The sequence below is a fragment of the Streptomyces sp. NPDC008121 genome (assembly GCF_042957155.1).
Taxonomy (GTDB): domain Bacteria; phylum Actinomycetota; class Actinomycetes; order Streptomycetales; family Streptomycetaceae; genus Streptomyces.
The window spans coordinates 209,118-223,638 of record NZ_JBIBHT010000003.1 but is presented as its reverse complement, the minus strand read 5'-3'; the positions used below and the strand labels follow the sequence as shown (position 1 = coordinate 223,638).

Sequence of the window (14,521 nt, the reverse complement as noted above, 5' to 3'; positions counted from 1 at the left end):
GGACCTTTCACATGACCTTCCGTATGCCGCCGGAGTGGGCCCCGCACGAGCGCACGTGGATGGCCTGGCCCGGCCCCAACCCCACCTTCACCAACGACGAGGAGCTGGCGGAGGCGCGCGCGGCCTGGGCCTCGGTGGCCCGTGCCGTACGCCGCTTCGAGCCGGTGACCATGGTGGTCGGCCCCGGGCAGCTGGACTCCGCGCGGGCCCTGCTCGGCGACGCCGTCGAGCTGGTCGAGCGGGACCTCGACGACGCCTGGATGCGGGACATCGGCCCCACCTTCGTCACGAACGGCACCGAGCTGGCCGCCGTGGACTGGGTGTTCAACGGCTGGGGCGGGCAGGACTGGGCCCGCTGGGAGCACGACTCCAAGATCGCCCGCCATGTCGCGGACCTCGCGGGCGTGACGGTGCGGAGCAGCCGGCTGGTGAACGAGGGCGGCGCGATCCACGTCGACGGTGAGGGAACGGTTCTGCTGACCGACACCGTCCAGCTCGGCGCGGGCCGCAACCCGGAGTGGACCCGCGAGCAGGTCGAGGCCGAGATCCACGCCCAGCTCGGCACGAGCAAGGCGATCTGGCTCCCGCACGGCCTCACCGGCGACTACGGCCTCTACGGCACCCAGGGCCACGTCGACATCGTCGCCGCCTTCGCGAAGCCGGGCGTCGTGCTCGTCCACAGCCAGCGGGACCCGGCCCACCCCGACCACGAGCGCTCCCGGATGTACGTCGACATCCTCCGCCGCCAGACGGACGCGAAGGGCCGGCCGCTGGAGGTCGTCGAGATCCCGGCGCCGACCGTCCTGAAGGACGAGGAGGGCGACTGGGTCGACTACTCGTATATCAACCACTACCTCTGCAACGGCGGTGTGGTGCTGTGCGGCTTCGACGACCCGAACGACGAGATCGCGGCGGGCGTCTTCCGCCGGCTGTTCCCGGAGCGGACCGTCACGCTGGTCGACGCCCGCGCCATCTTCGCGGGCGGCGGCGGCATCCACTGCATCACCCAGCAGCAGCCGAAGGTCTGAACCCGGCGGGCCCCGGACCGCGGGACGGCGAGACGCCCCGCGGCCCGGAGCCCCGAGAAACGATGGGGTAGAACGTACGAGTGACCCGCATCGACCCGGCCGCCCCCCGGCGGCGCAACAACGCCGCTCCTCCGCGTGAGGAGCTGCTCGCCGCCGCCATGGACACCATCGCCGAACGCGGGCTCGACGGGCTCACGATGGCCGGGCTCGGCCGCCAGGTCGGCATGAGCAGCGGCCACCTCCTCTACTACTTCCGCACCAAGGACGAACTGCTCCTGCAGACCCTGGAGTGGAGCGAGGGCCGGCTCGGCGCCGAGCGCAGCGCCCTGCTCTCCCGGCCCGGTACGGCGCGCGAGCGGCTCGACGGGTACGTGGACGTGTACGTCCCCGACGGGCCCCGCGACCCGCACTGGACGCTGTGGCTGGAGGTCTGGAACCGGTCCCAGAACGCCGACGCCGACGCCCGCGCCCGGCAGGCCGCCATCGAGGGGGCCTGGCACCGCGACCTGGTCGCCCTGGTCGCCGAGGGCGTCTCGCGCGGGGAGTTCCGGGCGGTCGACCCCGACCGGTACGCGGCCCGGATGCGGGCGCTGCTCGACGGCTTCAGCGTCCACGTCGCCGTCGGCATCCCGGGCACCGGCCGGCAGCAGGTCCTCGCCCACGTCCGGGACTTCGTCGAGGAGACGCTGCTCCTCCGCCCGTGAGGCGGCGGGACGGGGCCGGACGGTCGCCCCTCGGCGGCCGTGACGCGGCGGGCCGTCGCTCGTTCCGTATCGTGAGATCCGTGTCCCGCGCGCGGCCTGCCTGTGGGAGACTGCGGGCGTGCTTGCTACCACGATGATTATCGGCAGCAGCGCGCCGGTCCGCAGTGACCGCTGAACCGTGGCTCGATCCCCGCGGCAGTGGACACCGTGCCCCAGACCCGCGCGCAGACCTCTCGCACCCGCGAGGGGTTTTTTCGTTTTCCGGCCCCACCACCGCCGGACGGCGACCGCGCGCGAAAATGGGGGCAAGTGGATCCAGACCTTCCGGAGCCACATCCGACAGGAGCCATCAGAGTCATGACCACGGAGACCGACGCGAGCCCGCGTCCCGACGACAGCTTCCACGTCTTCGACACCACGCTGCGCGACGGGGCGCAGCGCGAGGGCATCAACCTCACCGTCGCGGACAAGCTGACCATCGCGCGGCACCTCGACGCGTTCGGCGTGGGTTTCATCGAGGGCGGCTGGCCCGGCGCCAACCCGCGGGACACCGAGTTCTTCGCCCGCGCCCGGGAGGAGATCGACTTCCGGCACGCCCAGCTCGTCGCCTTCGGCGCGACCCGCAGGGCCGGCGGCCGCGCCGCCGAGGACCCCCAGGTCAAGGCGCTCCTCGACTCCGGCGCTCCGGTGATCACGCTGGTCGCCAAGTCGCACGACCGGCACGTCGAGCTCGCCCTGCGCACCACCCTGGACGAGAACGTGGAGATGGTCCGCGACACCGTCTCCCACCTGGTCTCCCAGGGCCGCCGCGTCTTCGTCGACTGCGAGCACTTCTTCGACGGCTACAAGGCGAACCCCGCCTACGCCAAGGCCGTCGTCCGCGCCGCCTCCGAAGCCGGCGCCGACGTCGTGATCCTCTGCGACACCAACGGCGGCATGCTCCCCGCCCAGGTCCAGGCCGTCGTCGCCACCGTCCTCGCCGACACCGGCGCCCGCCTCGGCATCCACGCCCAGGACGACACCGGCTGCGCCGTCGCCAACACCCTCGCCGCCGTCGACGCGGGCGCCACCCACGTGCAGTGCACCGCCAACGGCTACGGCGAGCGGGTCGGCAACGCCAACCTCTTCCCGGTCGTCGCCGCACTGGAGCTGAAGTACGGCAAGCGGGTGCTGCCCGAGGGCGCGCTGGCCGAGATGACCCGTATCTCGCACGCCATCGCCGAGGTCGTGAACCTCACCCCCTCCACCCACCAGCCCTACGTCGGCGTCTCCGCCTTCGCGCACAAGGCGGGCCTGCACGCCTCCGCGATCAAGGTCGACCCCGACCTCTACCAGCACATCGACCCCGAGCTGGTCGGCAACACCATGCGGATGCTCGTCTCCGACATGGCCGGGCGGGCCTCGATCGAGCTCAAGGGCAAGGAGCTCGGCGTCGACCTCGGCGACGACCGGGCCCTGGTGGCCCGGGTCGTCGAGCGGGTCAAGGAGCGCGAACTCCAGGGCTACACCTACGAGGCCGCCGACGCCTCCTTCGAGCTGCTGCTCCGCGAGGAGGCGGAGGGCCGCCCGCGCCGCTACTTCCGTACGGAGTCCTGGCGCGCGATCGTCGAGGACCGGCCCGACGGCATCCACGCCAACGAGGCGACCGTGAAGCTCTGGGCCAAGGGCGAGCGGATCGTCGCCACCGCCGAGGGCAACGGCCCCGTCAACGCCCTGGACCGCGCCATGCGGGTCGCCCTGGAGCGGATCTACCCCCAGCTCGCCAAGTTCGAGCTGGTCGACTACAAGGTCCGCATCCTGGAGGGCCGTCACGGCACGGAGTCCACGACCCGCGTCCTCATCACCACCGGCGACGGCAACGGCGAGTGGTCGACGGTCGGCGTCGGCGAGAACGTGATCGCCGCCTCCTGGCAGGCCCTGGAGGACGCCTTCACCTACGGACTGCTGCGGGTGGGCATCGACCCCGCCGAGTAGGGCCGCGAAGGAACGCGACGGCTCCGCCGAGCGCGACGCGACGCCTTGTACCTCCCCCTGCGCCCCGGCCGGGGCGCACGGGGAGGACGTTCAGCGGGACGTGTACGAGGCCGGCGGAGGAGGCCACCGCCAGATAGTTCGGCCCGTATGGCCTGGTTTTCATCCTTTCGGGTAAGTTTCAAAGCATGAGGACTCGGCCGTTCCACCTTCTGTCGGCCCTCGCGGGGCTGGCACTCCTGCTGCTCCTCGCCCTGGCCCCCTCCGCGGGCGCCAAGGCGACGGGGATATCCGATGCGGCCGCGGCCCTGAAGCAGGGCCCGGTCTACGTCGATCCGGGCGCCGCCGGCCAGCTCTCGACGGCCGAGGCGGCCGCCCTCACCCAGAAGATCGAGGACGCGGACAAGCCCCTCTTCGTGGCCGTCCTGCCCGCGAACGCCGAATTTCCGCCGGACGACCTGCTGCGGAACCTGCGGACCGAGACCGGGGTGACCGGGCTCTACGCGGTGCGGCTCGGTACCGGCTTCGACGCCGGCGCGGACTCCTCCGTGATGTCCCAGGACGCGGTGCGCAACCTCGTGACGGCCGTGCGCCAGCCGGGCGTCGACGCGGCCACGGAGCTGAACAACTTCGTCGATCAGGCCCTGCCGACGGTGCGCGGGTCCGCCCCCGCCTCCTGGGGGTCCGTGGGCGCGGACGACGGCGGCGTGCCCGTCGCCGGCCTGATCACCCTCGGGGCGGTCACCGCCGCCGGCGGCGCCGGTGCCTACGCGGTGGTCCGCCGCAACCGGCTCCGCAAGGAGGCGGCCGAGCGCGAGGCCCTCGAACGGCTCCGGGTCGTCGTCGACGAGGACATCACCGCATTCGGCGAGGAGCTGGAACGCCTCGACTTCCATCCGGCCGAACCGGGCGCCGACGACACCATGCGCGGCGACTACGAACGCGCCCTGGACTCCTACGACCAGGCCAAGTCCCTGATGGGCTCCGCCACGCGCCCGCACGACGTCCGGGCGGTGACCCAGGCCCTGGAGGACGGCCGGTTCTCCCTTGCCCTCCTGGGCGCCCGCCGCGAGAAGCGGCCGCTGCCGGAGCGCCGGCCGCCCTGCTTCTTCGACCCGCGCCACGGCCCCTCCACCACGGACCGGAGCTGGGTCCCGGCCGGGGGCGCGGCCCGCGAGGTCCCGGTCTGCGCCGCCGACGCCGCCCGCCTCGACGACGGCCAGGATCCGCAGGCCCGTACCGTCGAGACCGACGGCGGCCGCCGCCCGTACTGGGAGGCGGGACCGGCGTACGGCCCCTGGGCGGGCGGCTATTTCGGCGGCGGCATGCTCCCCGGCCTGCTGGTGGGCACCATGCTCGGCTCGATGCTCGCGACCCCGGCCTACGCGGCGGAGTACGGCGGCGGCGAGTTCCAGGGCGGCGACTTCTCCGGGGCCGACTTCGACTCCGGCGACTTCGGGTCGGGTGACGCCGGCGGAGGCGGATTCGGCGGCGGCGACTTCGGCGGAGGCGGCGGGTTCGACGGGGGAGGCGGCTTCTGACCACCGGGCCCCCGGCCGAGGCCCGGTGACCGCCGGGCTGAGGGCCTACGCCGGCGGCTTCACCGACATCAGCAGGTGCTGGTGGACGCCGTCGGCCCGGTCGGTGAGCAGGGCGCGCTGCCCCGGTCCCAGGAGGTGGAAGCGGACGGTGCCGGTGTCGAACGAGCCGAGCGCGTCCAGGAGGTACGCCGGATTGAACGCGACCGTCGTGGACACCGCCCCGTCGAGGCGGGCCGGGAGCCGCTGGGAGGCCACGTCGTCCTCGTACCCGGCGTGGAGCCGGACGGCGTCCTCGCCGAAGGACAGCTGGACGGGGCTGTCGCCCTCCGCGACGACGGCGACCCGCTTCACGGCCTCGACCAGCGGGGCCCGGTCCGTCTCGGCGACGGCGTGCTCGCCCAGCGTGAAGAGCTTCTCGTGGCGGGGGAGCCGGCCGTCGAGCAGGCGGGTGGTGGCGCGGACGCCGTCGCCCTCGAAGCCGATCGAGCCGCCGTCGAGCGCCAGCCGGACCAGGCCGGCTCCGGCGAGGGAGCGGGCGATCTCCGTCAGCCGGCGGGCGGGCACCACGACATCGGTGTCCCCCACCGGGCCGGTGCCGCCCTCCGGTTTCCACTCCAGGGTGCGGACCGCGTAGCGGTAGCGGTCGGTCGCGGCCAGCGTCATCTCCGTACCGTCCAGGGCGAGGCGTATGCCCGTCAGGACCGGCAGCGCGTCGTCCCGGCCGGCGGCCACCGCCACCTGCCCGACGGCGGCCGCGAAGGCGTCCGCGTCCACCGCGCCGCGCAGGGCGGGCAGACCGGGCGGGGCCGGATAGTCCTCCAACGGCAGGAGGGAGAGCCCGAAGCGGGCCTCCCCGCCGGTCACCGACAGGCGCGAACCCTCGACCGCGCACTCCACCGGCCCCTTCGGCAGCACCTTGGAGATGTCGAGGAGCCGCCGCCCCAGGACGAGCGCCCGGCCGTCGACGGCCGTGTCCGCCTCGACCTCGATCCGTGCCGACGCCTCGTGGTCGAGTCCGGAGACGCGCAGCCGGCCGTCCGCCGCCTCCAGAAGCAGACCGCCGAGCACCGGGACGGGGGAGCGGGCGGGCAGGACGCGGGCGGCCCAGGCGACGGCGTCGGTCAACGCGCTGCTGTCGATGCGGAATTCCATGCCCGCGACGCTAGCGGCCCCCACTGACAACGGCGTTGACCAGCGGTTCCCGGCGCCCGTCGGTGAGATCGGCCCGCGGCCCGCAGCCCGCGGCCCCGTCCCGGAACGGCCGAGCGCCCGCCCTCGCTGTCGCGGAGAGGCGGGCGCGCTCGTATCGCCGGGGATTCGCGATCCGTCAGGCGGCGGTCTTGATCGCGGAGATGTCGAAGGTCAGCTTCACCTTGTCGCTGACCATGACGCCGCCCGTCTCCAGGGCCGCGTTCCAGGTCAGGCCCCACGCGGAGCGCAGGATCTCGGCCGAGCCCTCGAAGCCGACGCGCTCGTTGCCGTAGACGTCGGTGGCCGCGCCGTTGAACTCCAGATCGATGGCGAGCGGGCGGGTCACGTCCTTGATGGTGAGGTCGCCCGTGATCCGGTACAGGTCGCCGCCCAGCTGCTCGGCCCCGGTCGAGCGGAAGGTCATCAGCGGGAAGGTCTCGGCGTCGAAGAAGTCCGCGCTGCGCAGGTGGCCGTCGCGGTCGGCGATGCCCGTGTCGATCGAGGCGATGGTGACGTCGATCGAGGCGGAGGAGGCGCTCGGGTCGGTGCCGTCGAGGCTCAGCGTGCCCTGGTGCTCGGCGAAGGAGCCGCGGACGTTGGTGACCATGGCGTGGCGGACCGTGAAGCCGATGCTGCTGTGCGCCGGGTCGATGGTGTAGTCGCCGGTCAGCGCGGCCAGGGCCGGGTCGACGGGGCGGGTGGCGACGGCGGTCGCGGTGCCGGTGGCGGTGTCGTTCTTGCGGCCGAAGATGCCCATGACGTGCTCCTTGGGGGACGAGGCGGGGGAGCGCCTGCGGAAACGAACTTGTTGAAGCTTCAACGAGAACGACCGTAGCGCTATTCCGTTCAAGTTTCAACATCTCCCGTAAATGTTCACCTCGACGGCCCCCGGGCCCTCTGGCGGACGCGCGTAGAACTACGGCACCATCTCCTTGCTCGATCGGAACTCTCCGCTCCACCTGCACCGCCGTCCCATCCGTCACGGTCATCAGCAGGAGGCACCCCCCGATGAAGCTCCGCTCCGTCCTCACCGCCCTCGCCCTCGTCCTCGGCGCGCTCTTCGCGCCCGGCGTCGGCGTCCTCTCCGGCGCCACCGACGCCCAGGCGGCCACCAAGATCAGCCACGCCACCGCGACCTCGAAGTTCCGCGCCTCGGGGATCACCTGGTCCTCGTCGGGCGGCTGCTCCGACCGCAACAACCCCACCTGCACCTCCTTCGAGCAGCTCAACCTCGCCACCGCCCAGGGGGCCCAGACGCTCAAGAGCGCCAGCGGCTGCGCCCTCAACATCACGGGCGGCACCGAGACCGGCCACGCCGGCGGCACGTACTCGCACTGGAACGGCTACAAGCTCGACTTCGCCAAGTACGCCTGTGTCGGGACCTACATCAAGAACACGTTCACCTACATCGGTGTACGCGGTGACGGCGCCCCGCAGTGGAAGTCCGGCGCCGGCAACATCTACGCCGACGAGGGCAACCACTGGGACGTGACGTTCTACAACTGCGGCGGCTGCTGACCTCCATCAGGCCCCCTTCGGTGGTCACTTGGACTAACCGAAGGGGGTTCTTGGACTGGCGGGCCCGCCGGGCCGCGATCTCGTTGACGGTGCGCCGGGGGCCGAGGACAACTGGTGCGCATGTCCCTCCCCACGCCCCGAAGGATCCGTACGGCCTGCGCGCTCGCCGCCGCCTCGGCCGCCGTGTTCGCCCTCTCTGGGCCCGCCCTCGCCCAAGCCCCGCGGGAACAGGCCCCGCGGGAACAGGCCCCGCAGGCGCAGGCCCTGCAGGAACAGGCCCCCGGGGCGCAGGCCCCCCGCCAGGAAGCCGCCGCCCTCATCGGCTCCGACCGGCTCACCGTCGCCGTCGCCGAGGACTTCCCGCGTGTCCTCTCGTACACCGACCGGGCGACCGGAGCCCGCCTCCTCGGCAGTACGGCCCTGGTGACCGAGGTCGTCCTCAACGGCACGGCGTACGCGGTCCGCGCCCAGGGCGCCCCCGTCCTCACCTCCTCCACCGCCGCGTACACCCTGGTCTTCCCCGCCCTCCCCGGCGTCCGGATCGACGCCACCCTGGGCGTCAGCGGCCGCGTTACCACCTTCCAGGTCACCGCCGTCCACGACACCGAGGCGTTCCGGGTCGGCACCCTCGACATACCGGGCCACGACCTGGTCTCCGTCGGCTCCGCGGACGGCGGCGCCGCGACCGCCTTCACCCGGCTCGACCCCGACTCCACGCGTACCGCCGACGTCTTCGCCGGGATCACCGACGCGACCCCCGCCGAGTCCGCCGCCACCGGGGCGAGCTACGCACTGGTCAGCACCGGCTCCCTCGCCGCCGCCGTCGAGTCCAACTCCTCCTACGACAAGCCCGCGGGACCGAGCGCCCGCGACGGAGCCCGCTTCTGGCACCAAGCGCGGAAGAACGGCGCCGAGACCCGCGTCGGCGTCTGGTCCGGCCAGTGGACCTACCGGGGCGAGGGCGCCCCCGCCCCGGAGCGCGGCGGGAACCTCCCCTGGGCCAAGGTCGTCGTCACCCCCGACGCCAACGCCGACGGACGCACCGACTGGCAGGACGCGGCCGTGGCCTTCCCCGCCATCGGGATCAAGGCCCCGGGCAGCGAGGCGACCCCGGACCGGGTGATCGCCCACATCCCCTTCAACTTCGCGTCCCACGCCACCCACCCCTTCCTGCGCACCCTCGACGACGTCAAACGGATCTCCCTCGCCACCGACGGACTCGGCCAGTTCGCCCTGCTCAAGGGGTACGGCTCCGAGGGCCACGACTCGGCCCACCCCGACTACGGCGGCAACTACAACAAGCGGGCCGGCGGCCTCGCCGACCTCAACACCCTCCTCAAGGAGGGCCGGAAGTGGGGCGCGGGCTTCGGCGTCCACGTCAACGCCACCGAGTCGTACCCCGAGGCGAAGAACTTCAGCGAGACACTCGTCGACACGAGCAAGCCCGGCTGGAACTGGCTCAACCAGAGCTACTCCATCGACCAGCGCCGGGACGTGAACAGCGGCGATCTCGCCCGCCGCTTCCAGCAGCTCCGCGACGAGACCGACCCGAACCTGTCGATGCTCTACATCGACGTCTACTACACCCACGGCTGGATCGCCGACAAGACGCTGCAGGCCGTGCAGGCACAGGGCTGGAACGTCGCCACCGAGTGGTCCGAGAAGTTCGAGCGCGCCTCGCTCTGGTCCCACTGGGCCAACGACCTGGACTACGGCGGCGCCACCAACAAGGGCCTCAACTCGCAGATCGTCCGCTTCATCCGCAACGGCGAGAAGGACGTCTGGAACGACCACCCGGTCCTCGGCCGGACCGCCCTGGAGGACTTCGAGGGCTGGACCGGCGAGACCGACTGGAACCGCTTCCAGGCCAACGTCTGGCAGAAGAACCTGCCCGCCAAGTACCTCCAGCGGCAGCGCATCACCCGCTGGAACGGCAACGACCTGACCTTCACCGGCGGCGTCCGCGGCACCGTCGAGAACGGGAAGCGCACGTTCCACGAGGGCGGCCGCACGGTCCTCGACGGCGAGAACTACCTGCTGCCCTGGGACGGCGGAAAGAAGCTGTACCACTACAACAAGACCGGAGGGACGACGAGTTGGGCGGTGCCCGGCTCCCGCTCGTACAGCGTCTACAAGCTCACCGACAACGGTCGCGTCAAGACCGGCACCGTGCGGCCCACGGGCGGCCGGATCACCCTCGACGCCGCCGCCGGACAGCCCTACGTCCTCTACCCCGACCGCGCCCCCGAGCCGCGTGACCCGCGCTGGGGCGAGGGCACGCCCGTGAAGGACCCCGGCTTCAACGACAGCCGGCTCCGCGCCTGGACCACGGCCGGCACGGTCGCCCGGGACACCGACGCCCAGGGGCGCAACAGCGCCCGGCTGACCGGCTCCGCCACCGCCGCCGTACAGCAGCGGCTCACCGGCCTCACCCCCGGCGCGCGCTACACCGCCTCCGCCCTGATCGAGGTCGAGCCCGGCCGGACGCGTCCCACCACCCTCTCCGTCGGCGGCCGGTCCGTCACCGTGGCCCGCTCGCCGCTGGTGGACCGGGTCGCCGCCTCCGACTGGAACGGCACCCGCCTCCAGCGCGCCAAGGTCACCTTCACCGCCCCCGCGCGCGGCGCCGCCATGCTCGGGATCCACGCCGCGCCGGGCAGCCCGGCCGCCGTCCGGATCGACGACGTACGGGTCGTGCGCAACGACCCGACGACCAGGCCGGGCGCGACCGTGTACGAGGACTTCGAGGCCGTCGACCAGGGCTGGGGCCCCTTCCTCAAGGGCGACTCCGGCGGGACGACCGACCCGCGCACCCACATCGCCCAGCTCCACGCCCCCTACACCCAGGCCGGCTGGAACGGAAAGCTCGTCGACGACGTCCTCGGCGGCGCCGAGTCCCTCAAGTCCCACGACGAGAACAGCGGGCTCGTCTACCGCACCGCCCCCTGGACCGTCCCGATGCGGGACGGGCACCGCTACCGCGTGGAGTACGACCACCAGTCCAGCCACGCGGGCGCCTACGAGTGGGTCACCGGCTACGACCGCCCCGACGGGACCGCCGTGGAGACCCGCCGCACGCCCCTCGGACAGCAGCGGACCACCGGGCGCTTCACCGAGACCGTCACCGCCGGTTGCGGCGGCACCTGGACCGGGCTGCGCAAACGCGCCGACGCCCCGGACGGCGCCGACTTCGTCCTCGACTCCTTCACCGTGACCGACCTCGGCCCGGCCGCCGAACCCGCCGCCTGCGGCACGCTCGCGCTCGCCGCGCCCGAGACCCTGGAACCCGGCCGTCCGAACCGGGTCACGGCCACCTTCGCCCACGACGAGGCCGCAGCGGTCTCCGGCGCCGTGGCCACGCTCGCCCTGCCCGCGGGCTGGACCGCCGAACCGGCGGCGCCGGTCACCCTCGACCCGGTCGCGCCGGGCGGGCAGGCCACCGCCGCCTGGCAGGTGACGCCGCCGGCGGACGCGGCCCACCGGTCGTACCCGCTCGACGCCTCCCTCACGTACGCGATCGGGGGCCGGGAGCGGAGGCTCACCGCCGCCGCCACCGTCCGCACCCTGCCCCCGCCGCCCACCACCGACAGCTGGGCGACCGACCTGGAGTGGACCTCGGCCACCAACGGCTGGGGGCCGGTCGAACGCGATCTTTCCAACGGCGGGACCGGCACCGGCGACGGCACCCCGCTGCGGATCGGGGGAGTGGCCTACGCCAAGGGGCTCGGCAGCCACGCACCCGCCAGGATCCGCTACTACCTGGGCGGCCGGTGCGCCTCCCTCACCGCCGAGGTCGGGGTGGACGACGCCCAGGCCGCCCGGGGCAGCGTGCGGTTCGACGTCCTGGCCGACGGTGTACGGAAGGCGACGTCCCCGGTCCTCACGGCGACGGACGGGCCCTGGCGGCTGACCGCCGACCTCACCGGCGCCGCCTACGTCGACCTGGTCGTCGACGACGGCGGGGACGGCAACGGCAACGACCACGCCGACTGGGGGAACGCCCGCTTCCACTGCTCGGCCTGACCCCGGCGCACGTCGCCAGGTATCGGACAGCAAGCGCTTGCCCAATCTCTCCTCGCCCGACGTGTCCTACCCATTGATACGTATAGAAAGCGCGTGCTAGACCGGGGGCCGTCCGGTCCCACCCCTGCCCCGGGAGGCTCCCGTGCCCGTCTGGTCCCGCCGTACGTTCCTCACGACGGCCACCACCGCCGCCGCGTCCGCCGCAGCCCTCGGAGCCGCCGCCCCGGCCCGCGCGGCGGAGGCGGAGTTCGAGACGCTGCGGCTGCGCTGGCTCGGCATCCAGCTCGGCGCCGGCTTCGACTCCGGCGCCGAGCCCTACGCCTCCCGCCTCGCCGGGACCGGCGCCCTCGCCCGCTCCTTCCGGGCCGCGATGGCCCCCACCGACACCTCCCTGTGGCCCGGCGTCCCCTTCGACCCGCCCGCCGGGATCACCCAGAGCCACAGCCGCCTGTGGACCATGACCCAGGCCTACGTCCAGCCCGGCACCGGCCTCACCGGCGACCCCGGGCTCCTCGCTGACGTCCTGCGCGGCCTCGACCACCTCTCCGCCCGGGCGTACGCGGCGGGGATCAGGCCGTACGGCAACTGGTGGGAGTGGCAGATCGGCAGCCCCCGCCTGCTCATGGACATCGTCGCCGCGCTCCACCCGCACCTGGGCGCCGAGCGGATCGCGGCCGCCTGCGCCGCCGTCGACCACTTCGTCCCCGACTCCGCCCTGCGGGACTACACCGGCACCTCCACCGGCGCCAACCGCGTCGACCTCTGCCGCTCCGTCGCCCTGCGCGGCATCCTGGGCGGCGACGCGGCCAAGGTCGCCCTCGCCCGCGACGCCCTCTCGCCCGTCTTCCCGTACGTGACCGAGGGCGACGGCCTCTACGCCGACGGATCGTTCGTCCAGCACACCTGGGTGGCCTACTCGGGCACCTACGGACAGGTCATGCTCGACGGCCTGGGCCGGCTCTTCACCCTGCTCGCCGGCTCCCGTTGGGAGGTGACCGACCCCCACCGCCAGATCATCCTCGACAGCGTCGAGAAGGCCTACGCGCCCCTCATCTACGACGGCCTGGCCATGGACAGCGTCAACGGCCGGGCGGTCAGCCGCGGTCTGCTCACGAGCGACGAGCGGCGGATCATGCGCTCCGACCACTTCCACGGCCAGGGCCTCATCGCCGCCATCGCCCTCCTCGCGGGCGGCGCGAGCCCGGCCGAACGCGACCGCTGGCACGCGCGCGTGAAAGGGTGGATCGAACGGGACACGGTCAGCCCGATCCTCACCGCCCCGCAGTACGGCGTCGCCGACCTCGCCCGCCTGCACGCCGTCGCCGCCGCGCCCGTGCCCGCCGCGCCCGAACCGACCGGACACCGGCTGTTCACCGCCATGGACCGGGCCGTCCACCGCCGCCCCGGCTGGGCCGCCAACCTCTCCCTCTCCTCCGAGCGGATCTCCTCCTACGAGTGCGGCAACGGCGAGCACCCGCGCGGCTGGCACACCGGCGCCGGGATGCTGTACTGGTGGACCACCGGCCAAGGCGGCCAATACACCGACTGGTTCTGGCCCACCGTCGACCCCTACCGCCTCCCGGGCACCACCGTCTCCACCCGGCGGCTCGCCGACCGGGCCGGCGGCGAGTGGGGCGCGCACCGGCCCGCCGTCCAGTGGGTCGGGGGCACCACCGACGGCGAGTTCGCCGCGATCGGCCAGCATGTGAAGGGCCTCGGCTCCACGCTGGAGGCCCGCAAGTCCTGGTTCTGCGCGGCCGACACGATCATCTGCCTCGGCGCGGGCATCACCGCCTCCGACGGCGTCCCGGTCGAGACCGTGGTCGACAACCGCAACCTCGGCGAGGCGGGCGCCTCCCGCGCCGCGGGCCGCGGGGGAGACCCCGCCCCGCTCACCACCGGCGCCGGCTGGGCCCACCTCGACGGCCACGGCGGCTGGGTCTTCCCCGGGGGGACCGCCGACCTGCGCACGCTCCGCGAGGAGCGGACCGGCGCCTGGAACGACATCAACACCACCAGCTCCACCGAACGCCGCACCCGCGTCTACCAGACCCTGTGGTTCGACCACGGCACCGACCCGGTCGCCGCCTCCTACGCGTACCTCCTGATGCCCGGCGCCACCCGCCGCACCCTGGCCGCCCGCGCCGCCGACCGCCGCTGGTTGCGCGTCCTCGACAACACCGCCGACCGTCAGGCCGTCTCCGTCCCGTCCCTCGGGCTCACCGCGGCCAACCTCTGGCGGGCCGGTACGGTGGGGCCCCTGACCGTCTCCGCCCCGGCGAGCGTGCTCGTCCGCCGACGGCGCTCCGTCCTCGACCTCCGGGTCGCCGAGCCGCCGCGCACCGGGCAGCCGCTGGAGCTCGTCTGGGACCGCCCGGCCCGCCGGGTGATCTCCCACGACCCGTCCGTGGAGATCCTCGCCACCGGCCGCTCGCTGCGGCTCCGGATCCACCCCGGCACCGCCGGCGCCACCCACCGCTGCAGCGTGCTTGTATAGGAATCCTACAAATGGAAGGGGTCTTCCGCTGTCGACTCGGGCCGAGGG

At 73.4% G+C, this 14,521-nt stretch carries 9 protein-coding genes; 7 read left to right on the top strand and 2 right to left on the bottom strand.

Going from position 1 to position 14,521, the window contains the following annotated elements; all coding sequences use genetic code 11:
* Window positions 1–11 precede the first annotated feature (11 nt).
* The 4 genes from ACFZBD_RS11145 to ACFZBD_RS11130 all read left to right on the top strand — a co-directional run bounded on the left by ACFZBD_RS11145 (window position 12) and on the right by ACFZBD_RS11130 (window position 5,244).
* Window positions 12–1,028 (top strand): agmatine deiminase family protein, encoded by a 1,017-nt coding sequence (locus tag ACFZBD_RS11145; RefSeq protein ID WP_391138951.1) that lies wholly within the window; start codon window positions 12–14, stop codon window positions 1,026–1,028.
* 143 nt (window positions 1,029–1,171) lie between these two features.
* A complete protein-coding gene (locus ACFZBD_RS11140; protein WP_391139656.1) occupies window positions 1,172–1,732 on the top strand; it encodes a TetR family transcriptional regulator C-terminal domain-containing protein in 561 nt (186 codons plus the stop codon).
* A gap of 357 nt (window positions 1,733–2,089) precedes the next feature.
* The gene (gene cimA, locus ACFZBD_RS11135) at window positions 2,090–3,706 is read left to right on the top strand and encodes a citramalate synthase (protein WP_391138949.1); all 1,617 of its coding nucleotides are present in this window, start codon (window positions 2,090–2,092) and stop codon (window positions 3,704–3,706) included.
* Window positions 3,707–3,891: 185 nt separating this feature from the next.
* A complete protein-coding gene (locus ACFZBD_RS11130; protein ID WP_391138947.1) occupies window positions 3,892–5,244 on the top strand; it encodes a hypothetical protein in 1,353 nt (450 codons plus the stop codon).
* A 45-nt stretch (window positions 5,245–5,289) separates the two neighbouring features.
* Here the strand turns inward: ACFZBD_RS11130 and dnaN are convergent, their stop codons facing one another.
* Both dnaN and ACFZBD_RS11120 read right to left on the bottom strand, forming a co-directional pair.
* Complete coding sequence (gene dnaN, locus ACFZBD_RS11125) at window positions 5,290–6,396, bottom strand: DNA polymerase III subunit beta (protein WP_391138945.1); 1,107 nt, start codon at window positions 6,394–6,396, stop codon at window positions 5,290–5,292.
* A gap of 175 nt (window positions 6,397–6,571) precedes the next feature.
* Complete coding sequence (locus ACFZBD_RS11120; protein WP_391138943.1) at window positions 6,572–7,192, bottom strand: YceI family protein; 621 nt, start codon at window positions 7,190–7,192, stop codon at window positions 6,572–6,574.
* 251 nt (window positions 7,193–7,443) lie between these two features.
* Between ACFZBD_RS11120 and ACFZBD_RS11115 the strand changes: the two genes are divergently transcribed.
* From ACFZBD_RS11115 to ACFZBD_RS11105, 3 genes are all read left to right on the top strand, one after another.
* A complete protein-coding gene (locus ACFZBD_RS11115; protein ID WP_391138941.1) occupies window positions 7,444–7,953 on the top strand; it encodes a hypothetical protein in 510 nt (169 codons plus the stop codon).
* A gap of 120 nt (window positions 7,954–8,073) precedes the next feature.
* Entirely contained in the window at window positions 8,074–11,976 is a 3,903-nt protein-coding gene (locus ACFZBD_RS11110) for an endo-alpha-N-acetylgalactosaminidase family protein (protein WP_391138939.1), read from the top strand.
* 142 nt (window positions 11,977–12,118) lie between these two features.
* Window positions 12,119–14,473, top strand: coding sequence for a polysaccharide lyase family 8 super-sandwich domain-containing protein (locus tag ACFZBD_RS11105; RefSeq protein WP_391138937.1), 2,355 nt, complete (start codon window positions 12,119–12,121; stop codon window positions 14,471–14,473).
* Window positions 14,474–14,521 lie beyond the last annotated feature (48 nt).